The organism is Litorerythrobacter xanthomarinus (assembly GCF_046254955.1).
Lineage (GTDB): Bacteria > Pseudomonadota > Alphaproteobacteria > Sphingomonadales > Sphingomonadaceae > Qipengyuania_C.
This window is the reverse complement of the sequence record NZ_JBJXRG010000001.1, coordinates 845782-866488: the sequence shown is the minus strand read 5'-3', so window position 1 is coordinate 866488 and position 20707 is coordinate 845782. Positions and strand designations below refer to the sequence as shown.

Genomic DNA, 20707 nt, shown 5'->3' with positions numbered 1-20707 from the left:
CTCTCAGCCCGACAGCGCTTCCGCAGGAAGCGCGTAGAGCAATTCTGCCCCCGCCACGGCGGCGGCCTTCAACCCGCGAGCTTGAGGGATGATATGGTCGGTGAAGTAGCGCACACTCATTCGTTTGCGATCGCGCTGAGATGCATCGTCGGACTGCTCAAGTCCACGCAATTGGCGTAGCATTTGCCACCCTGACACCGCAATTGCGGCCATCTCGGTGAATGGCACGCTGCCAGCGAGCTTGTCGTCGAGGGCGGCAGTGTCGCGCATCCATTGGGCCACCGTCGTACAATCCCCGGCGAGGCCCGCAAGCTCCGGCTCGCCGGTGCAATCGCGCGCGATATCGGCAAATAGGCCGAGCAGGGCCTCACCGCCCGAAAGGCCGAGCTTCCGCGTCACGAGGTCGGCAGCCTGGATACCGTTTGTTCCCTCGTAGATCGGCGAAATCCGCGCATCTCGGTAATGCTGGGCCGCACCCGTTTCCTCGATAAACCCCATCCCGCCATGAACTTGCACGCCCAGGCTGGCGACTTCGATGCCGACATCAGTACCCCAGGCCTTGAGCATCGGAACCAGAAGTTCGGCGCGTTCACCGGCGGCCTCATCGCCGAGCGTTCCGCGATCAACCTGCCCCGCAGTGTAATACAGCAGTGCGCGGGCAGCTTCGGTCAGCGATTTCATACGGATAAGCATGCGCCGTACGTCCGGGTGCTCGATGATCGCTACGGGCGTCTTGTCGGACGAACCGGCGCGAGTGGATTGTACCCGCTCGATTGCATAGGCCATGGCCTGCTGCGTCGCGCGCTCCGCGATCTGGACGCCCTGGTTGCCGACATTGATGCGCGCATTGTTCATCATCGTGAACATGGCAGCAAGACCGCGATTCTCCGCCCCGACCAGCTCGCCGATACATTCGCCATTGTCGCCGTAGCTCATCACACATGTGGGTGAAGCATTGATGCCCAGCTTGTGCTCGATGCTGACGCACTTCAGCTCGTTGCGCGGGCCAAGCGATCCATCTGCCTTCACATGAAATTTGGGCACGACAAACAGCGAGATGCCCCGTGTGCCCTCGGGCGCGCCTGGAAGTCGCGCCAGCACAAGATGTATGATGTTCTTCGATAGCTCGTGCTCGCCCCAGGTAATGTAGATCTTCTGGCCCTGGATGAGGTACTTGCCCGCGTGCTCGCCATCTTCGATGGGCGTAGCGGTTGCCCGCAAAGCGCCGACATCCGATCCCGCCTGCGGTTCAGTGAGATTCATCGTCCCGGACCATTCGCCCGTTACCAACTTCGGCAAATACTTAGACTGCAGCGCTTCGGAACCATGCGCCTCGAGCGCTTCGATCGAACCCACGCTCAGCATCGGCAGCAAGTTGAAGGCCATGTTGGCCGTGCCAAGGTTTTCGAGCACATTGCACGAGAGCGCGAATGGCAGGCCCTGCCCGCCAAACTCCGCCGGGCTGGATATCGCGTTCCAGCCTTGCTCGACATAATCGCCATAGGCCTGGGCGAACCCATCGGGCAGGCGCACCACGCCATTTTCCAGCCGCGCACCCTCCAGATCGCCAATCCGGTTAAGCGGGGCCCATTCGCCAGCCGCGAAGGCACCGATCCCTTCGACAATGGCCTCGACCATATCCGGCTCGGCAGCGGCAAAGCGCTCGGCCTGAGCGAGCTGTTCGATTCCGGCGTTGACGCGAATGGCGAGCAGCTGGTCTTGCGTGGCAGGCGAATATGTCACTTGGGCAGGCTTCCTCTTGGCTTTGCGTCCGAAGCGCATATAGCGCACCGCCATGCGCGGCAAGAACGCTACGGAACGGATAGCGCCCGATGAGGCGGGAATTGCGAGCGCCTGCGCAATCCTGGCTGACGGCGGCCTGGTCGCAGTGCCAACCGAGACTGTCTACGGCCTCGCCGCTCGCGCCGATAGCGCTGAGGCGGTTGCGCGGATCTATGCAGCGAAGGGCCGCCCCAGCTTCAATCCGCTGATTGTCCATGTGGCTGATGCGGAACATGCCGCGCGGCTCACGCGGTTCGATCCGCGTGCGCGATTGCTGGCGGAGCAATTCTGGCCTGGGCCGCTAACGCTGGTTCTGCCTCGGAGCGAGGGTGCCGAACTGGCCGAGGCGGTGACTGCAGGGCTTGAAACATTGGCGATCCGAGTTCCGGCCCACCCGGTCATGCAACAGATCCTCCATGCGAGCGGTCTGCCTCTGGCTGCACCCTCGGCCAATCGCAGCGAGGCGATTAGCCCGACTACGCCCGATCATGTGCTCGAGACTCTCGACGACCGGATCGATGCAGTGATCGATGCAGGCCCATCCGAGCGCGGTGTTGAGTCGACTATAGTTGCGCTGCGCGACTCAGGTGGCTGGGGGATGCTGCGACTGGGCCCCATCGACCGCGACGAGATCACTAGCCTGCTCGGTCCGGAGGAAGCAAAATCCGGTGACAGAATCGAGGGACCTGGACAGCTCGGGCGCCACTACGCGCCTGGCAAGCCGATGCGCCTCAATGTGCTCAAGGCGGAACCGGACGAGTTCCTCATCGGCTATGGTCCGGTTGCGGGCGACATTTCGCTCTCGCCAACAGGCGATGTGAATGAAGCGGCAAGCAGGCTCTATGCCTGCCTTCATACTGCCGCGCGCGCCGGTCACCCGCGGATCGCCGTGGCTCCCGTTCCCCTTGCCGGTGTCGGCGCTGCGCTAAACGACCGTTTGCGCCGCGCCGCGTCCTAAATTCAGTCAGTCCGATCCGGGTTCCGCAGGAATGGTGGGAAGGATGATCTGGATCTCCGCATAGGTTTTCTGCGCATCCGAGCAGGCTCTGCGGTTGCCATCCTGGCAATCGGAAATCTGCTCTTCATAGCGACGCTCGAGCTTGCCGAGTTCTTCTTCCCGCTTGCGAAGCTCGCGTCCGCGCTTCTCGTCAGCCTCCGATTGGCTGGTGGTGGCCAGGTCGATAGCCTTGGCGGTGACGCGCACCGGGGCGGTCACGACATTGGCTGCGGTCCGGGCGATACAGCCCGAAAGCAAGGCTCCTGCAAGCAGGGCTACAAGGAAGGATGAGCGACGCATGAGAGGGGACCTTTCCCATACGTCGCTCAAAGTAAAGCACTTTGCGTTGTCTGGAGTGAGGGCAGTGCTCAGGCTTTACGAGGCTTGCCTTTTTTACCGGGCTTCTTGGGTTTTATGGTTTTGGCTGTTCTTGGGGCTTTCTTCTTGACCTCACTAGCTTTCGCCTGCGCCTCGGCCGGTTCGGCAGCGGGGGCCGCCTGGCACGTAACCGTGCCCGAACCAATCGCATTGACTTCGCAAGTAGCAGAGCCGGTGATGCGCACATTACCTGAACCGACCATGGTCGCCTCTACCCGTCCGTCGGAAGAGAAGTCCGCGTTACCTGAGCCGGCGATGTTGAGTTCGGCGCGATCGGCCTTCAGGGCGCGCATGCTGGCAGTGCCCGAGCCGCCGATATTAAGTTCGAGCCTGTCGACATTGCCCGCAGCTTCGAATGTGCCGGAGCCTGCGACCACCACTTCGAGCATCTCGGAATCGACGGTGCTTGCCTTAGCGCGCCCGCTTCCGGCGATCACAACCTCGGCGTTCGACGCCAATTCAACCGCTTCAACCTCGCCGGATCCGGCCACCACGATCTTCTCCGGAGCTGGCATGGTGATATTCACCACTGCGCGGCCCCTGACGTTTTTGACTTCGAAATCGCGCATGATGGCGAGTGCGCCGTTCTCGAGGGAGAAGCGTAGCGCTTCCACAGCATCCTGATCGCCGGAGACATCGATTGACAGCGCTTCGCCATTGGCCAGTATGACCTTGTCGGGGCCGGCTAAGACCAATTCCTTTGGAGGAGCGCCTGACATGTCGAGATCGGCGAGCGGTACGCCGTCGGCATCTCCGACACGGACCTTGGCCCCGTCACACCCCGCCAAACCGGCAGCGAGTGCGATTGCGGCAATAGGTGCAATACCCTTGATAATTTTGTGCAGCATTGGATCCTCCATTGTGTATTGCCGATATAATACAGCAATGAAGCCAATACAAGCGGAAGTGAGCAGGCCAGCAAAGAAAAGGGCCGCCGTTTCCGGCAGCCCTTTTCGAATCAGCATTGAAAGCGCGTCTTACGCGTCTTCTTCCTCGTTATTGTAATACTGCGGTGCGTGTTCGCGCAGTACTTCGAGGATTTTCTCGAGCGCAGTCGGCTCGTCAGTCTTCTCCATCGCGGCGAGTTCGCGCGCAAGCCGGCTGGAAGCCGCTTCAAAGATCTGCCGTTCCGAATAGCTCTGTTCCGGTTGATCGTCGGGACGGAAAAGGTCGCGCGTCACTTCGGCGATCAACACGATCTCACCCGAATTGATCTTCGCTTCATACTCCTGCGCGCGGCGCGACCACATGGTGCGCTTGACCTTGGGCTTGCCTTTGAGCGTTTCCATCGCTTCCTTAAGCGTCTTGTCGCTCGAAAGCTTGCGCATGCCGATCGATTCGACCTTGTTCGTCGGCACGCGGAGCGTCATGCGCTCTTTTTCGAAGCGCAGCACATAGAGTTCCAGCTGCATGCCGGCGATTTCTTCGTTCTGCAATTCAATGACACGGCCTACGCCGTGCTTGGGATAAACAACGTAGTCGCCAACATCGAATGCCAGGGCTTCGTCTGCCATGGTTATACCTTTCCTTGTCGGAAGTGCTGCCTTAGCGCGCGTCAAAACCGCCTGCGGCCGGGCTTCAAGGCCCGGTCGAAACGGTCTTTTCAGCTGTCGCTAGTGCTCCTGCCCTTCCAGCTTAGCCAGTCCGGCACAGGCAAAACGCCCGTGCGATTGTTGCATTATATACCACAATCGCAACAAAATTGCGAGTCGCAAAGCGAAAGGGAGCCTGCAGCGGTGCTGACGTTACGGAATCGGATTGTTCTTGGGCAGGCTGATGTCGCCGAGGAAGGAAACAAACACTTCCGCATCCACCAATCTTATCTAATCGCCTTCGCCAGGTTCGGGTGAGAAGAACTTTTCCATTTTTCCTTCCATGCCCTTGTAGTCGTCAGCGTCGGCGGGCGGTTCCTTCTGGCTTGTGATGTTCGGCCATTCTGCAGAATACTTGGTGTTGAGCTCGAGCAGCTTTTCGAGCCCATCCTCGGTATCAGGCAGAATCGCTTCGGCTGGGCACTCCGGCTCGCACACACCGCAATCGATGCACTCGGAAGGGTTGATGACCAGCATCGTCTCACCTTCGTAGAAGCAGTCGACCGGGCAGACCTCGACGCAGTCTGTGTATTTGCATTTGATACATGCGTCGGTGACGACGTAGGTCATGGGCCTTCTTCCCCTTCCGGCTCTTGCGTTACCCCGGCTGCTAATTCGCTTTTGGCCGCCGGGTCAAGCGCTCTATAATGAGAGTGCGCTTCCGCAGCAGGTCCGCGGCGGTTTGGCAAGGTGAGAATTTCAATAACCCGGACTCCCTTGCCGATCGGAAAGGTCAAAACATCGCCCGATGCGACCTCCTGGCTGCAGCGATCGATCCGCCGTCCGTTGAGGCGAGAATGTCCTTCACCCAACATTCTCTGAGCCAGTCCGCGGCTCTTGAAAAATCGGAGATAGTAAAGCGCGCGGTCGATGCGCATTATTTAACCAGCCCCCGCAGCTCGGCAAAAGGATTGCCCGGCTGCGCCGCGAATTGCGGCTTGCGGCTGGCCCTCTTTGCCGGACCCTTCGACGCAGGCGTGTGGTGGGGTCGCCAGCTCCATATATGTGGTGCAGGCGGTCCATGTGCACCTTCACCCAGTGTTCGCGCATGGTTTACCTTGAAGCCTGCTGCACCAAGCAATCGTTCGAAGCTGCGCGAGGTAAGTCCGGTCGAGATCGCCAGGGATTCGTCAACTCGAAACTTTCGCTGCCCCGGACTCACTTGCGCAACACGGCTTTCATGCGCAGCCCGGATCAGCTTGTCGGCAATATCGATGCGGATCGCCTGTTCGCCTGCTGGTCGGTAACCGGAAGGCAGCTTGCCCTTCCCATCGATTACGGGCTGCATCGAAGGCTCTAGCCTCCGGCGGTCGCGCCCTATGGCACGCAACATTTGCCGCGCTGCGGGCTTGAGAAGTACCGGGGCATAGATATCCAGGCCCCCGAAATGCACGCCAAGCTTGCGCAGATAGGGACGCAGCTCCTTTGGCAGGTGTTCGAGTCCTGCCGACTTGCGTGCTACATAGCCTTGTCCGGCGAGCAATTTGAGCAGCAGCGCCCTCGCCTCGCTCCCGCCAGCTGGATCACGAGTGGCAGCTTCGATATTGGCGAGCGGTTCGAGCGGAGCCAGTTTCGCATCGAGCCACTTGCCCAAGGCTTCGAGAAGTTCGCTGCGCTGGTTGGCCGGAACGCTGTCCAACGCCTTACCGGCGACAAGCCGAGGCGGAAATATGGGTCCGGTGGAGTCCAGCCTCGCAAGGATATCACCCTCCCAGCACAAGGCGCCATTCTCAATCTCAACCATTTCAAAGCCGTCCCGGACCAAGGATGCCGCTCGCTCACCCAGTAGTTTCGGCATCGCTCTCTCCCCTGCTGCGAGCAGCATCTTGCGATCTTGGTGATTGGCGCTTGGATCGGCGTCAAAGCGAAAGCCGCGCAGAATTCCGATGGATTCGTCTTCGACCAGCACCGCGCCATCTTCGGTTAGACTCACTGGAAGCATAGCCCCATCCTGCCCCATCGATCGCAGCAGAATCGCTGTACGGCGACTGACGAAGCGTTCGGTCAGTCGCGCATGAAGGGCATCGGAGAGCCGCGCTTCGACAGCCCGCGCGCGCGCTGCCATTTCGTCACGTGCTAGTACCCAGTCGGGGCGCTGGCAAACATAGGCCCAGCTCCGGATCGCCGCGATCCTGCCTTGCAATGTGTCGATATCCCCCTGGACATTGTCGAGCTCGGAGATGCGCGCGGCGACATAATCCGCGCCAAGATAATCGTGCCGCAGATCTTGCCACAGCCGGGTTACGAAGCGGGCATGCGCCTCTATGCCCAGCTGGCGGAAGTCAGGCAGGCAGCAGGCCTCCCAGAAGCGGCGCACCTGCGCGGCCCCGCGAATGTCTTCGGCCAAGGACTCTTCTGACAATCGTTTGAGCACGGCAAGATCGATGGCTTCAGGCGCGAGAGAGAGGGCCTGGTCTTCGGGAGGCGCTTCGAGGTCAGCAACCAGGACTTCAAGCGAATCGAAGCGCGGCTCGGGCTCGCGCCAGAAGAGCTTCGTCAGCGGTGCAAAGCGGTGCTCCTCTATCGCGTAGACCTCTTCGGCGGTAAACTCGAGCGCAGGACCCTTTCCGCCAGCAAGGACGCCGAAACTACCATCACGCTGGTGTCGCCCCGCCCTGCCCGCGATCTGCGCCATTTCGGCTGGCTCCAGCCTGCGCTTGCGCCTGCCGTCGAACTTGCTGAGCGCGCCGAAAGCGACATGGTCGATATCGAGATTAAGTCCCATACCGATCGCATCGGTGGCGACAATGTAGTCAACTTCACCGTTTTGGAACAACTCAACCTGTTTGTTACGGGTTTCTGGTGAAAGCGCGCCCATCACCACTGCGGCACCGCCTCGAAAGCGCCTGAGCATTTCGGCCATCACGTAGACCTGCTCGGTGCTGAAGGCGACTATCGCGCTGCGCGGCGGAAGACGCGAAAGCTTGGCAGGCCCGGCATGGGTCAATGTCGAGAAGCGCGGCCGATCCTCGACCGTCGCGCTCGGAACCAGCTGGCGCACCAGCGGGGCTAGTGTCGCCGACCCAAGGATCAGGGTCTCCTCGCGTCCACGCGCGTTGAGCAGGCGATCGGTAAATATGTGACCGCGCTCGAAATTTGCGCCGAGCTGCGCCTCGTCGACAGCGACAAAGGCTGCATCACCTCCCAGCCTCGGCATTGCTTCTGCAGTACAGCAGAAATAGCGCGCATCTGGCGGCTCGATCCGTTCCTCGCCGGTGATGAGCGCGACTTGCCTCTCGCCCTTGATCGCGACGATCCGGTCATAGACTTCACGGGCCAGCAACCGGAGCGGAAAGCCCATGACGCCGCTGGAATGACCGCACATGCGTTCGATCGCGAGATGCGTCTTCCCGGTATTGGTCGGCCCTAAAACGGCCTTGATGGTGCCTGCGTCCACCCAGTGAAGGTGACAGGCATGCACCAATGCTTCAACCGTTCGTCGCAGTGATTCAACAGCTTGTCGCTGATTTGACTCGTTTCATCGCGGGTTAAACGCAGATTTACTTTGCTCTCCCACAGCTTTGAGGCAACAGCAGCGAACCGGTCGCCGGGCCAAGGGTTCGAGCGACCATAGACGGGGCGCAAACGGAGGGGGCGTTGTACACGCCGCAGGATCGAGATCTTTCGGGCGATAGCGAGTCTGCCTTGCCGCGATGCGAGGATAATAGTGCTGCGCGTAAATTGGGCGCGCCGCCAGAGGCTGAGTCAACCAGGCCTCTGCCCAGGCAGATAGGTGCCTGGGCAAGCGAACGCGCCGAGAAACTCCGCGGCTCGATTGCCCATTTCTTCGACAAGACGGATCTAGCCCCTGACCTGGCGCAGGACATCGGTAGCCGAAGCTGGTTTCGCGGGTTGGGAACACTTGTGGGCTTAAGTGCTGTGGCTCTGGCGTTCTGGCCTAACTTTGCCCCGCTCGAAGCGGCTCCCGCTGTTCACATAGACCGTGATGCGCGCGACGAGTATCGCAGCCAGATGATCATGCCGCTGGCGCTGGGCGGCGATAGCGGGCGGCAAATGGGCGCAACTGCGGCAGTAGTACCTCTCGCCGCGGCGCCGGAAAGGCCGCAGCTTGAGCTGATCGCCAGCCTTCCTACGGGCGATTCGCTGATTTCGGTCCTTCGCCGCGCCGGCGTCTCTTCAGGAGATGCCTCGCGTATCGAGGATCTGGTCCAGCGTTCGATACCGCTGGCCGAAATCGAAAAGGGGACGCAGCTGCAGATTACCCTTGGGCGCCGCGAAGAGGCTGGCGCGCCGCGTCCGCTCGATTCGCTGAGTTTCCGCGCCCGCTTCGATCTGGAACTCGAGGTCGAGAGGCAAGGTGGGAACCTGGCGCTCCGGCGCGTACCGATCCGGGTTGATGATACTCCGCTTCGCATTCGCGGGCCGGTTGGCGACAGCCTTTATCGTTCGGCACGTGCTGCCGGAGCTCCAGCCAAGGTGGTCCAAGAATACCTTCGCGCACTGGGAGACCAGATTGACGTAAACCGGGATATCGGCGCCAACGACACTTTCGACATGATTGTGGCATATCGCCGCGCAGCGACTGGTGAGCGGCAGGCTGGGAAATTGATCTATGCCGGTATTGATCGCGGAAGCGCGCCGCGGACCCAGCTGATGCGCTGGGGCAAGGACGGGAACTTCTTCGAAGCGAATGGCGTAGGCGAAGCGCGCGGAGGCCTTGTTGCCCCGGTACCCGGCCGCATAACTTCGAATTATGGTATGCGGCGCCATCCAGTACTTGGCTATCGCCGGATGCACTCGGGGATCGATTTCCGGGCGCGTCATGGTACCCCGATCGTGGCGGCGACCGATGGCCGAGTTTCCGGCGCAGGCCGGATGGGCGGCTGCGGCAATGCCGTGCGCCTCAACCATGAGGGCGGACTGCAGACGCGCTATTGCCATATGAGCCGCATCGCCGTTCGGCGCGGGCAATCGGTCAGGCGCGGACAGGTTATCGGCTACGTCGGCTCGACCGGGCTCTCGACCGGCCCGCACCTGCATTACGAAATGTATCGCGGAGGACGCGCGATTAACCCGCGCAATGTCAAATTCGTCACCCGCGCGACGTTGAGCGGAAACGAACTCGCCGAGTTCCGCGAGGCCCTGAAAGCAATTCGTAATGTTGAGCCGGGTGCCGCATTGGACGATCTCGAACTCAGGCCGGAAGAGCAAGCGGCACCCAAACGAGAGATCGAACGCGCGGAACAGCCCCGCCGAATTGGCTGACGCGGCGGCACACATCTCCAGTATGATTGCGGAATCGGCCAGATTGCGGCAACAGGCCGCGCAATGACTGGTCAATACCCATCAACTCGCTTGCGCCGTACGCGGGCTTCCGGCTGGAGCCGCTCGCTCCACCGGGAAACCGTGATGACGCCGCAGGATCTGATCTGGCCGCTGTTCGTGACTGCGGGAACGGACGTCGAGCAGCCGATCGGTTCGCTACCAGGTGTTTCGCGCTGGTCGGTCGATGGGATTGTCGAGCGGGCGAAAGAAGCGGTAGGGCTGGGTATTCCTTGCATTGCTTTGTTCCCCAATACCGAAAGCGACAAGCGCTCCGAGGATGGCAAGGAAGCACTCAATCCCGATAACTTGATGTGCCGCGCCATCAGGGCGATCAAGGATGCCTGCGGAGAAGACATCGGCGTGCTGACCGACGTCGCGCTCGATCCCTATACCAGTCATGGGCAAGACGGATTGCTCGATGGCGCCGGCTACGTGGTCAATGATGCGACGGTAGAGGTGCTTGTTGGCCAAGCAATCAACCAGGCTGTCGCCGGTGCCGATATCATTGCACCGTCAGACATGATGGATGGCCGTATCGGCGCGATCCGGAATGCGCTGGAACGCGACGGCCATGCCAATGTGCAAATCATGAGTTACGCCGCGAAATATGCGAGTGCCTTCTACGGCCCGTTCCGCGATGCAGTCGGCTCGGGCGGGCTGCTGAAAGGCGACAAGAAAAGCTACCAGATGGACCCGGCCAATGGTGACGAGGCGCTGCGGGAAGTCGAAATGGACATTGCCGAAGGCGCCGACAGCGTGATGGTGAAGCCCGGCCTCGCCTATCTCGACGTGATCTGGCGGGTCAAAGAGCGCTTCGGCGTGCCGGTGTTCGCTTACCAGGTAAGCGGCGAATATGCGCTGATCGAGATTGGAGCGCGCGAAGGCGTGGGTGATCGCGATGCGCTGCTGCTGGAAAAGCTGCTGGCATTCAAGCGCGCCGGATGCAGCGGCATCCTCACCTATCATGCGCCGCTAGCGGCGAAGCTCCTGGGAGCCTGAAATGACGATTGAACGCCCCGGTGTGAACATTATCCCGATCCACGGAAAGACTCCGAAAATTCACGAAAGCGCCTTCATCGCGCCCGGCTGCACGATCATCGGCGATGTCGAGATCGGGGCCGAGAGTTCGATCTGGTACAATTGCGTTCTGCGCGCCGATGTTTTCACGATCCGCATTGGCGAGCGCTCCAACGTGCAGGATGGCAGCATCCTTCATTGCGATCCGCCCCGCCCCGGCGATGAGGACGGATCGCCGCTTGTGATCGGTGACGATGTCCTGATCGGACATATGGCGATGGTCCACGGCTGCACGATCCATCATCGCGGCTTTGTCGGGCTGGGCGCCATTGCCATGAACAAAGCCGTGATAGCGAGCGACGCAATGCTTGCTGCGGGAGCAATGCTCACCGAAGGTAAGGTCATGGGCGAACGCGAGCTATGGGCAGGCCGTCCGGCCAAGAAGCTCAAAGATCTGACCGATGGAGCCGTTGCGGGGATGCGCATGGGCGTGGTGCATTACACCGAGAATGCGAAGCATCATGCAGCAGCGATCGGCAATGTGCAGAAAAGCTAGCTTCTACGCGGCAGGCTGCCGCAGGTAGCCAAACATGTAGCCAACAAAATCCGCCTTGCCGATCTCCAGCCCCTCCTTGCGCAGGATCGCATAGGTAGTGGCGGCGTGGAAATAATACTGCGGGACTGCCCAATCGCGCACATACTCAGCTGCCGTCAGGTCGAAAGCCATACCATTGGGCAGGCTGAGATCGACCGCTGTATCTTCGGCCAGGAAATCCTGCCGAGACCATTCTTCGATATGGCCAAGTGTCGCTGTAACCCGCTTTCGCGCATCGGACAGCGTCGCAGGATCATCGTCCGATGACGTAAACTCGATACCGATCAGGCGGGCCATCGCTTCGCCCGGCATGTTGCATAGAAAGCGCACCTGCGTTGCCAACGGGTGCATATCATCGGCAAGGCGTGATGCTAGCAACGCGTCACCGCGCGGGTCGCCTTCCGCCTTGGCCAGAAGGCCGTCGAGGGTGCCGAGCATATTGCGATGAACGCTTACGATTGTGTCCTTGAGGGTCATAAAATTCTCCAGTTGCGATTTGCAACTTAATGGCAGTGCATCACCCGTCAATCCCTAATAAGCGACTGAAGTGCTACTATCCGGTCCGCCTCGTGCGGCGGCTTGTCCCAGCGAATTCGGTGGATGCGCGGAAAACGCATGGCAAGGCCCGATTTGTGACGCTTGCTTTCATGCACCGAATCGAAAGCGACTTCGAAGACCAAGCTCTTGTCAGTCTCGCGTACGGGCCCGAAACGATTGACGGTATTTTGCCGCACATGCCTGTCGAGTTTTTTGAGTTCCTCATCGGTGAACCCGGAATACGCCTTGCCGACAGGCAGCAGGTCTGCCCCTTGATCGGGATCGCCATCCCAACAGCCGAACGTGTAATCGGAATAGAACGAACTGCGCTTTCCCGAGCCGCGCTGAGCATACATCAACACGCAGTCGATCAGCAGCGGATCACGCTTCCATTTGTACCAGAGCCCCGTCTTACGTCCCGCGACATATGCGCTCTCCTTGCGCTTGAGCATAAGCCCTTCGATCGCATCTTCGCGGGCACCTTCGCGAATCTGCGCCAGATGGGCGAAATCGCGCGCTTCTACGATCGCGCTGAGGTCGAAGTGGCTCTCCGGCAAACGCGGCATTAGCGCTTCGAGCCGCTCGCGCCGCTGCGACCAGGCCCGCTCGCGCAAATCCTCTCCTTCGAGGATCAGAAGATCGTAGAGCCTCACGAAAGCGGGAGATTCAGTGCGCATCTTCTTCGACACGGTCTTGCGGCCAAGGCGCTGTTGCAGGGCATTGAAGCTGGCCGCCCCGCCTGTTTCACCTCCCTGCGCCGAACCGCGCACAAGAAGCTCTCCATCGAGCACGCCGTCCATTGGCAGAGCATCGAGCAATTCCGGAAAGCTGTGTGAAATGTCATCGCCTGAGCGTGAATAAAGCCGTGTCTCGCTTCCTGCGCGCACCAGCTGCACACGGATACCGTCCCATTTCCATTCGGCGGCGTAGTCTGCGAGATCGACCACTGTGTGCTCCAACGGATGTGCCAGCATGAAGGGGCGGAAGGTGGGCATATTGTCGACATCGGGTGGATCGGACCCATCTGCCGCCCAGGCGAACAATTCGGCATAAGGAGCGCTGAGCGCGTGCCAATACTCCTCCACCAGATCGACCGAGACTTCGAAAGCTTGTGCAAACGCGGTCTTTGCCAGGCGGGCGGAAATCCCGATCCGCATCGCGCCGGTCGCCATCTTGATCAGCGCATAGCGACCACTTGCGTCGAGCCGGTCAAGCAGCTGCGGAAGCTCGGACATGACTGTGCTTCGCGTCATGCCCTGTAGGGCTTCGACCGCATCGGACACGCTTGGCGGTGAAGGGGGGGCATCGGGTGCGGGCCATAACAGGCTGGCGGTTTCTGCCGTATCGCCGACGAAATCGCGGCTTAGACTCCATAGCACCGGGTCGATCCGCTCATGCATCAAGTTGCGGATGGTCGAGCTCTTCACCGCAGGGAAATCAAGCCCGCCAGTGAGCGCTGCCATGGCCCATCCGCGATCGGGATCAGGCATGCCGCGCAGATACTCCGCGATCAGCCGTAGCTTCTCGTTGCGGCTACGGGTGTAGACCAGCGCATCGATGAGGGCGGCGAACTCCTCCACGCCTCAATCATCCTCATCATCATAGCCGACCAGTGCGAGCGCGCGGGCGCGGCGCTGATGGAGTTGGCACCAGCGCAGCAACGCGTCTTCGCGGCCATGGGTGATCCAGTTTTCTGCCGCGTCGACCTCCTCGATCGTGCGAGTCAGTTCATTCCAGTCGGCATGGTCCGAGATTACCAGCGGCAGCTCTACATTGCGTTGGCGGGCACGCTGGCGCACGCGCATCCACCCGCTCGCCATGGCGGTAACTGGTTCGGGCAGGCGGCGAGACCACCGGTCATTGAGGGCAGATGGCGGGCAAATGACGATAGACCCGCGCATATCGTCCTTGGAATGATCTGAGACGAGTCGCAGTCCGCCAAGGTCCACGCCGTGCTCTTCATAGAGCCGGCACATTCTCTCCAGTGCGCCATGCAGATAGATCGGATCATGATGCCCGGCTGCGCGAAGTTCGGTGATCACCCGCTGCGCTTTTCCCAGGGCGTAGGCGCCGATCAGCATGCAGCGATCAGGATGCGCTGCAAGGCGCGCCAGCAGCTTGGCCATTTCGTCCGCGATTGGCGGATGGGCGAACAGCGGGAGGCCGAACGTCGCTTCGGTTATGAAGATATCGCAGGGCGTGACTTCGAATGGCGGGCAGGTCGGGTCGGCGCGGCGTTTGTAATCGCCGGTCACGATCACGCGCTCGCCGGCATGCTCAAGCAGGATCTGCGCACTACCGAGTACATGGCCGGCAGGAATATACGTGGCATCGACCCCGCCTTTGAGGCGTATGGTCTCGCCGTATTCGACCGTCGCAGCCTTGTGCGGGATCTGCCCGGCGTCATCCTGCGCGCCGGTGCGATACCGCAGTTCCATAATGGCGAGCGTTTCAGGTGTGGCGACCGTCTCGCCATGACCGCCGCGAGCATGATCGGCATGCCCATGGGTGACAAGCGCCTTGTCAACCGCTTGTGAGGGGTCGACCCAGCAATCCGCTGGCGCGACATAGATCCCATGTGCTTCGGGTTTTATCCAGGAAAACGGCGCAGGCATATCCTACCCAACGAAAAGGGGCGCGAAGCTTTCCCGCCCGCACCCCAAATCAATCTCATAGCCTCAGCCGCTAGCTTTTGCTGTCTTTGCTGCCCGTGGTTTCACCCGCATCTGACTCAGGGGCAGATTTCGGAGATGCCTTCTTGGGTGCGGCCTTCTTTGCGGTCGGCTTCTTCTTGGCCGGAGGCTTGCGCTTGGCCTTTGCCTTGGGCGGAGCGGGCGTTAGCTCGAACGCCGGTTTGCCGTCCTTCACGCTGACGTGAACCTCGCCGCCATCGACGAGCTTGCCGAACAAAAGCTCCTCAGCGAGCGGTTGCTTGATCTTCTCCTGCAGCAATCGGCCCATCGGACGTGCGCCGTAGAGCTTGTCATAGCCTTTATCGGCCAGCCATTTGCGCGCATCGCTGTCGAACTGGATATGAACGTTCTGGTCAGCCAGCTGGAGCTCGAGCTCGAGGATGAACTTGTCGACCACGCGGGCAACGGTGCTCTTCCCGAGATAAGCGAAAGGCACGATGGCATCGAGCCGGTTGCGGAATTCGGGCGTGAACATCTTCTTCACGGCCTCTTCACCCGCATCTTCCTTCGACACGTCGCCAAAGCCGATGCCTTGCGTCGCCATCTGCGCTGCGCCGGCATTGGTAGTCATGATCAGCACCACGTTGCGGAAATCGACCGTCTTGCCGTGATGATCGGTCAGGCGGCCATTATCCATAACCTGGAGCAGGATATTGAACAGGTCCGGGTGGGCTTTCTCGATTTCGTCGAGTAGCAGCACACAATGCGGGTTCTGATCAACCGCATCGGTTAAAAGTCCGCCCTGATCGTAACCAACATAGCCCGGAGGGGCGCCGATAAGGCGCGAAACGCTGTGGCGCTCCATATATTCAGACATGTCGAAGCGCTTGAGTTCGATTCCCATGATTGAAGCAAGTTGGCGCGCCACTTCGGTCTTGCCGACACCGGTGGGGCCCGAGAACAGGAACGAGCCGATCGGCTTGTCCGGATCGCGTAGGCCCGCGCGCGACAGCTTCATGGCGGTCGCCAGACGGTGAATTGCCTCGTCCTGGCCGAAAACAACGTGCTTCAGGTCGCGGTCGAGCTTCTCGAGCGCCTTTTTGTCGTCTTTGCTGACCGATTTGGGTGGGATTCGCGCCATGGTCGCGATCACTGCCTCGATTTCCTTGGAAGTGATCTTCTTGCGGCGACGGCTGGGCGGCACCAGCATTTGCATCGCGCCCACCTCGTCGATCACGTCGATCGCCTTGTCGGGCAGCTTGCGGTCATTGATGTAGCGGCTCGACAATTCAACCGCGGTCTTGATCGCGTCGGGTGTGTACTTGACCTTGTGGTGCTCTTCGAAAGCCGAGCGCAGGCCCTTTAGGATCTTGATCGTGTCCTCGATTGTCGGTTCGACGATATCGATCTTCTGGAACCGCCGCAGCAGCGCGCGATCCTTTTCGAAGTGGTTGCGAAATTCCTTGTAAGTGGTCGAGCCAATGCAGCGGATCGTCCCGCCGGAAAGCGCGGGCTTCAGCAGGTTGGAAGCATCCATGGCGCCCCCGCTGGTCGCTCCCGCACCGATCACGGTGTGGATTTCATCAATGAAAAGAACGGCATCCGGCATCTTCTCAAGTTCGGATACGACCTGCTTGAGGCGTTCCTCGAAATCGCCGCGATAGCGCGTTCCTGCTAGCAGTGCGCCCATGTCGAGCGAATAGATGACCGCATCGGTCAGCACTTCCGGCACATCGCCTTCGACAATCTTGCGCGCCAGACCCTCGGCTATTGCGGTCTTGCCCACACCCGGATCGCCGACATAGAGCGGATTGTTCTTCGAGCGGCGGCACAGAATCTGGATTGTACGATCCACTTCCGGCCCGCGGCCGATCAGCGGATCGACCTTGCCGGCCTGCGCCTTGGCATTGAGATTGACCGTAAACTGGTCGAGCGCGGTCTCTTTTTTCCCGCCTGCTTCGCCCTGCTTCTCGTCGCCTTGCTGGGCCTCCTCTGCACCCTGCGGCGAACGGCTTTCGAGTTGGCGGCCGCCCTTGCCAATGCCGTGGCTGATGAAGCTCACCGCATCGAGTCGGCTCATATCCTGCTGCTGGAGGAAGTAGACCGCATAGGAATCGCGCTCGGAGAACAATGCCACGAGCACATTGGCACCGGTCACGGTGTCTTTGCCTGAAGATTGGACATGCAGGATCGCGCGCTGGATGACGCGCTGGAATCCGGCGGTTGGCTGTGGATCGGCCTCTTCATCGGTCTTAAGTGATTGATATTCTTGCGCCAAGTACTGCTTCACAGCCTCGGCCAATTCAGCGAGGTCCACCCCGCAAGCACCCATCACCTGGGCGGCATCCTCGTCATCGGTGAGGGCAAGCAGCAAATGCTCAAGCGTGGCATATTCATGCCGCCGCTCGGCTGCATCTGCGAGGGCAGCGTGGAGCGTTTTCTCGAGGTTTTGCGCAAAACTAGGCATGGTCTGGTCTCGTCCCGATCATAGGGCTGAAGGTATGAATAATCTCTTTGCGCCGGACGGCGTGAGAGGTTGAAAGTGTAAGCGGCTGCGATGTTTTCGCTTCGCCAACCTCACCGTAATATGGGATGCCGCCGCGGGTTTTCGAGAGGCGGCACGACGTCATGAGCTCGATTTCCTGCCAAATAGTGCATCGGCAGCAGCGCGATGCGCCGCTGATTTGTCCCTGTGAGCCTCGACCCGCGCAATCTCCGCCTTAAGCATTGCCACGCGTTCGTCCAGTTCGTCCACCGAGTAGGGCGACAGATCTTCTCCCGCCAATTTACTGGCAGCATCGCCTTTCGGACGGGGAAGGTCGTCGTCCATAGACGCAAGATCGCCACGCGGGGCGCTTGCTGTCAATGGGAGGGAGGGCTAATCGATGGGAATTATGGGGCAAATGTCGCTCCCGAGCCACAAAAGACGGCCAACCTTAGGAGCCATACGCAGGTGGATACAGCCGAGACCTTGACCAAGACAATGACTGCGATGGGTTTTGACGAGCCCGGCGGACCCGATGTTTTCCGCGCGGAAGAGCTCGCTATCCCTGAACCCGGCACCGACCAGGTCTTGATCCGCGTGAGCCATGCGGGGGTCAACCGGCCCGATGTTATCCAGCGGCAAGGCTTCTACCCGCCGCCTCCCGGTGCTTCGCCGATCCCGGGACTGGAAGTTTCTGGCGAAGTCATTGCGCTGGGTGATGGCTCGCCGCAGGCGCTGATGGGGCAAAGGGTCTGCGCGTTGGTTTCGGGCGGAGGTTATGCCGAATATTGTCTCGCCCATTTCCGCCACTGCCTGCCGGTACCTTCAGGCCTGTCGATGGCCGAAGCGGCGGCGCTGCCGGAAACGCTTTTCACCGTGTGGCACAATGTTTTTGAGCGCGGCTTGGCAGCCGATGGAGAGACGCTGCTGGTGCATGGCGGTACTTCCGGGATCGGGACGATGGCCATCATGCTCGCCAAGGCATTCGGCCTCGATGTGATTGTCACCTGCGGCGATGACGCAAAATGCGAAGCAGCGCGCGAAGTTGGCGCCGATCATGCGATCAACTACAAACGCCAGGATTTCGTTGAGGAAGTCGGCAAGATCACTGCAGGCAAGGGCGTTGAAGTCGTGCTCGACATGGTCTCGGGCGATTACGTCGCGCGCAACCTCAAGTGCATGGCCGAAAGCGGCCGCCACGTCACGATTGCAGTGCTTGGCGGCATGCAGGCTGAGATCAACATGGCGGTGGTGATGAGCCGTCGCTACACTTTGACCGGCTCGACTTTGCGTCCTCGTTCCGATGCGTTCAAGGCGGCGCTGGCGGATGAGATCGCGCAAGTCGCCTGGCCCTTGATCGAAAAGGGCGAGATTCTCCCCGTGATGGACCAGACTTTCCCGCTGGCCGAAGTCAGCGCCGCCCACGCGCGGATGGAGGCGGGCGATCACATCGGGAAGATCGTGCTGGAGGTGGCGGGTGACTGAGCGTTATACCCTCCACGAAGACCGGCGCAGCGGCAATTGCTACAAGATCAAGCTGACCGCGGCTTTGCTGGGACAGCTGATCGAGCTCAGGCAATATGACATCATGGCGGGAGATACTCGCACTGCCGAGTTCCTTGCTGATGTGAATCCCAATGGCCGTATCCCGGTGCTGCAGATTGAGAGCGATGGCGCAGCAACACGCTTTCTGCCGGAAAGCAACGCCGCGTGCTTCTATCTCGCCGACGGCTCGCAGCTCGTCTCGCAAGATCGCTTCACTCGCGCAGACATGCTGCGCTGGATGTTCTTTGAACAGTACAATCACGAGCCCAATGTTGCGACGCTGCGTTTCTGGTTGCGTTTCGTCGGCGAAGCGAATCTGTCCGAACAGCAGAAGTCCCAGATCATGCCCAAACGCATCGCTGGCTGCGACGCGCTGGCGCTGATGGACAAGCATCTTTCGGAGCGGGAATGGTTTGTCGGCGATGGCATCTCGCTCGCCGATATTGCGCTCTACGCTTATACCCATGTCGCCGAGGAGGGCGGGTTCGGGCTGGGCGATTATCCCAACATCGGACTTTGGCTTGCCCGCGTTTCGGCCATGCCCGGCTACATCGCGATGGATTGAATCGCTTGCGCGCGGCGCTGCGATGACCTAGATCATCTCGCAACGGCCGCTCCGAAAGGGGCGGCCCTTCTATTTTCAGACCGCATTCCAGATTTCAGGACGAAGCTCCATGGCCAACCAACCCACCCCGCTGATGCCGCATGCGACTGCCACTTGGCTGGTCGACAATACGGGTCTTTCTTTCGAGCAGATTGCAGAATTTTGCGGCATTCACATTCTCGAAGTGCAGGCCATGGCCGACGACCTGGCGGGCAGCAAATATACCGGCCGCGATCCGGTCCACGCGGGCGAGCTGACGCTGGACGAAATCGCCCGGGGCGAAGCCGACGCGGAGTATGACCTCGTCATGCAGAAGGCTCCGGTCGAAGTGACCCGGACCAAGGGCCCTCGCTATACGCCGGTTTCCAAGCGGCAGGACAAGCCCGACGGGATCGCTTGGTTGCTGCGCAACCATCCCGAGATTTCGGACGCGCAGATCTCGAAGCTGATCGGGACGACGCGCAATACAATCACCGCAATCCGTGAGCGTACACACTGGAATATCCAGAACATCCAGCCGAAGGATCCGGTGACGCTGGGCTTGTGCTCACAGCGAGAACTTGATGCGGTCGTAGCGAAGGCTGCCAAGAAGGCAGGCCTTACCGAAGAGGCGCCGGCAGCAGTCGAAAGCGTCGCCGGCGGGTCGGATCGCGACCGGCTGATTGCCGAACTGCGCGCCGAACGCGATGCCAACGAGAAGGCTGCTGCAGAGGCTGCCCAAGAAGCTGAGGCGGAAGCGTGGCTTGAGAACAAGCGCGCCGAAGAATCACAGGAAAACGGCGAGACCGCTTAGGCGGTTCGCGCGCTTACCTGTTCCAGAATTTCAGAATCAACCGGCGAGGGTGAGCTTCGGTTCGCCTTCGTCGCCCTTCGCATCCTTGCCAGCATTGGGGGCTGGCTGCGAAGCCTTGGGCTGTTTGGGCTTGCGATTGGCGAAGCGGCCTTCGACCTGCGCACCCTGTTCGATGGTTAGCGCATCGTAGTGCACATCGCCTTCGATCTTGGCGGTCTTGAGGATCACCAGCTCGCGAACGTTGATCGAGCCATTGACCGACCCGGAAAGGCGAGCGGTCTCGGATTCGATCGCGCCGATCACCTTGCTGCTTTCACCTTGCACCACAGAGGTGCAGGCAATGTCGCCTTCGATCGTGCCGTCAATATGAAGATCGGCCGATGCGCTGACATCGCCCTTGATCGTGACATCGGAACCGATGACGGAAAAGGTTGAGTTGCCGTGGTGATTGGCTGCCATGGAT

Annotated in this window: 20 protein-coding genes; 7 read left to right on the top strand and 13 right to left on the bottom strand. The window is 60.5% G+C overall.

Annotated features, from left to right (window positions below; genetic code table 11):
* Window positions 1-3 precede the first annotated feature (3 nt).
* The gene (locus ACEWMW_RS04465) at window positions 4-1743 is read right to left on the bottom strand and encodes an acyl-CoA dehydrogenase (protein ID WP_409412687.1); all 1740 of its coding nucleotides are present in this window, start codon (window positions 1741-1743) and stop codon (window positions 4-6) included.
* A gap of 52 nt (window positions 1744-1795) precedes the next feature.
* Here ACEWMW_RS04465 and ACEWMW_RS04460 point away from each other — a divergent pair, with 52 nt between their 5' ends.
* Window positions 1796-2740, top strand: coding sequence for an L-threonylcarbamoyladenylate synthase (locus ACEWMW_RS04460; protein WP_409412686.1), 945 nt, complete (start codon window positions 1796-1798; stop codon window positions 2738-2740).
* A gap of 6 nt (window positions 2741-2746) precedes the next feature.
* On the opposite strand, the gene ACEWMW_RS04455 is transcribed toward ACEWMW_RS04460, so the two are convergent.
* The 6 genes from ACEWMW_RS04455 to ACEWMW_RS04430 form a co-directional block, all read right to left on the bottom strand.
* Entirely contained in the window at window positions 2747-3079 is a 333-nt protein-coding gene (locus ACEWMW_RS04455; protein ID WP_409412685.1) for a hypothetical protein, read from the bottom strand.
* Between the two features lie 68 nt (window positions 3080-3147).
* Window positions 3148-4005 carry a head GIN domain-containing protein gene (locus ACEWMW_RS04450; RefSeq protein ID WP_409412684.1) on the bottom strand — a complete coding sequence of 286 codons (858 nt, stop codon included), beginning with the start codon at window positions 4003-4005 and terminating at the stop codon, window positions 3148-3150.
* A gap of 129 nt (window positions 4006-4134) precedes the next feature.
* Window positions 4135-4671: a CarD family transcriptional regulator gene (locus ACEWMW_RS04445; protein ID WP_409412683.1), complete on the bottom strand. Its 537-nt coding sequence runs from the start codon at window positions 4669-4671 to the stop codon at window positions 4135-4137.
* Window positions 4672-4980: 309 nt separating this feature from the next.
* Entirely contained in the window at window positions 4981-5319 is a 339-nt protein-coding gene (gene fdxA, locus ACEWMW_RS04440; RefSeq protein ID WP_409412682.1) for a ferredoxin FdxA, read from the bottom strand.
* Window positions 5316-5627, bottom strand: a complete 312-nt coding sequence (locus ACEWMW_RS04435; protein WP_409412681.1) for an RNA-binding S4 domain-containing protein — start codon at window positions 5625-5627, stop codon at window positions 5316-5318. Before ACEWMW_RS04435 ends, fdxA begins: the two co-directional genes overlap by 4 nt.
* The gene (locus ACEWMW_RS04430) at window positions 5627-8146 is read right to left on the bottom strand and encodes a helicase-related protein (protein WP_409412680.1); all 2520 of its coding nucleotides are present in this window, start codon (window positions 8144-8146) and stop codon (window positions 5627-5629) included. Before ACEWMW_RS04430 ends, ACEWMW_RS04435 begins: the two co-directional genes overlap by 1 nt.
* Before the next feature lie 482 nt (window positions 8147-8628).
* Between ACEWMW_RS04430 and ACEWMW_RS04425 the strand changes: the two genes are divergently transcribed.
* From ACEWMW_RS04425 to ACEWMW_RS04415, 3 genes are all read left to right on the top strand, one after another.
* Window positions 8629-9975, top strand: a complete 1347-nt coding sequence (locus ACEWMW_RS04425; protein WP_409412679.1) for a M23 family metallopeptidase — start codon at window positions 8629-8631, stop codon at window positions 9973-9975.
* A gap of 63 nt (window positions 9976-10038) precedes the next feature.
* The gene (gene hemB, locus ACEWMW_RS04420; RefSeq protein ID WP_409412678.1) at window positions 10039-11034 is read left to right on the top strand and encodes a porphobilinogen synthase; all 996 of its coding nucleotides are present in this window, start codon (window positions 10039-10041) and stop codon (window positions 11032-11034) included.
* A gap of 1 nt (window position 11035) precedes the next feature.
* Complete coding sequence (locus tag ACEWMW_RS04415; protein ID WP_409412677.1) at window positions 11036-11608, top strand: gamma carbonic anhydrase family protein; 573 nt, start codon at window positions 11036-11038, stop codon at window positions 11606-11608.
* Window positions 11609-11611: 3 nt separating this feature from the next.
* On the opposite strand, the gene ACEWMW_RS04410 is transcribed toward ACEWMW_RS04415, so the two are convergent.
* From ACEWMW_RS04410 to ACEWMW_RS04390, 5 genes are all read right to left on the bottom strand, one after another.
* On the bottom strand, window positions 11612-12124 hold the full coding sequence (locus ACEWMW_RS04410) for a DUF1993 family protein (protein WP_409412676.1): 513 nt from the start codon (window positions 12122-12124) through the stop codon (window positions 11612-11614).
* A 47-nt stretch (window positions 12125-12171) separates the two neighbouring features.
* Window positions 12172-13764, bottom strand: a complete 1593-nt coding sequence (locus ACEWMW_RS04405; protein WP_409412675.1) for a cisplatin damage response ATP-dependent DNA ligase — start codon at window positions 13762-13764, stop codon at window positions 12172-12174.
* Window positions 13765-13767: 3 nt separating this feature from the next.
* A complete protein-coding gene (locus ACEWMW_RS04400) occupies window positions 13768-14799 on the bottom strand; it encodes a ligase-associated DNA damage response exonuclease (RefSeq protein WP_409412674.1) in 1032 nt (343 codons plus the stop codon).
* Between the two features lie 70 nt (window positions 14800-14869).
* Window positions 14870-17284: an ATP-dependent Clp protease ATP-binding subunit ClpA gene (clpA, locus tag ACEWMW_RS04395; RefSeq protein WP_409412673.1), complete on the bottom strand. Its 2415-nt coding sequence runs from the start codon at window positions 17282-17284 to the stop codon at window positions 14870-14872.
* 159 nt (window positions 17285-17443) lie between these two features.
* A complete protein-coding gene (locus ACEWMW_RS04390; RefSeq protein ID WP_409412672.1) occupies window positions 17444-17647 on the bottom strand; it encodes a DUF1192 domain-containing protein in 204 nt (67 codons plus the stop codon).
* 153 nt (window positions 17648-17800) lie between these two features.
* Between ACEWMW_RS04390 and ACEWMW_RS04385 the strand changes: the two genes are divergently transcribed.
* From ACEWMW_RS04385 to ACEWMW_RS04375, 3 genes are all read left to right on the top strand, one after another.
* Entirely contained in the window at window positions 17801-18787 is a 987-nt protein-coding gene (locus ACEWMW_RS04385) for an NAD(P)H-quinone oxidoreductase (RefSeq protein WP_409413605.1), read from the top strand.
* Entirely contained in the window at window positions 18780-19412 is a 633-nt protein-coding gene (locus ACEWMW_RS04380; protein WP_409412671.1) for a glutathione S-transferase family protein, read from the top strand. Before ACEWMW_RS04385 ends, ACEWMW_RS04380 begins: the two co-directional genes overlap by 8 nt.
* A gap of 109 nt (window positions 19413-19521) precedes the next feature.
* A complete protein-coding gene (locus ACEWMW_RS04375) occupies window positions 19522-20244 on the top strand; it encodes a cell cycle transcriptional regulator TrcR (RefSeq protein ID WP_409412670.1) in 723 nt (240 codons plus the stop codon).
* Between the two features lie 36 nt (window positions 20245-20280).
* Here ACEWMW_RS04375 and ACEWMW_RS04370 read toward each other — a convergent pair whose 3' ends face one another.
* Window positions 20281-20703, bottom strand: coding sequence for a bactofilin family protein (locus ACEWMW_RS04370; RefSeq protein ID WP_409412669.1), 423 nt, complete (start codon window positions 20701-20703; stop codon window positions 20281-20283).
* Between the last annotated feature and the right edge of the window lie 4 nt (window positions 20704-20707).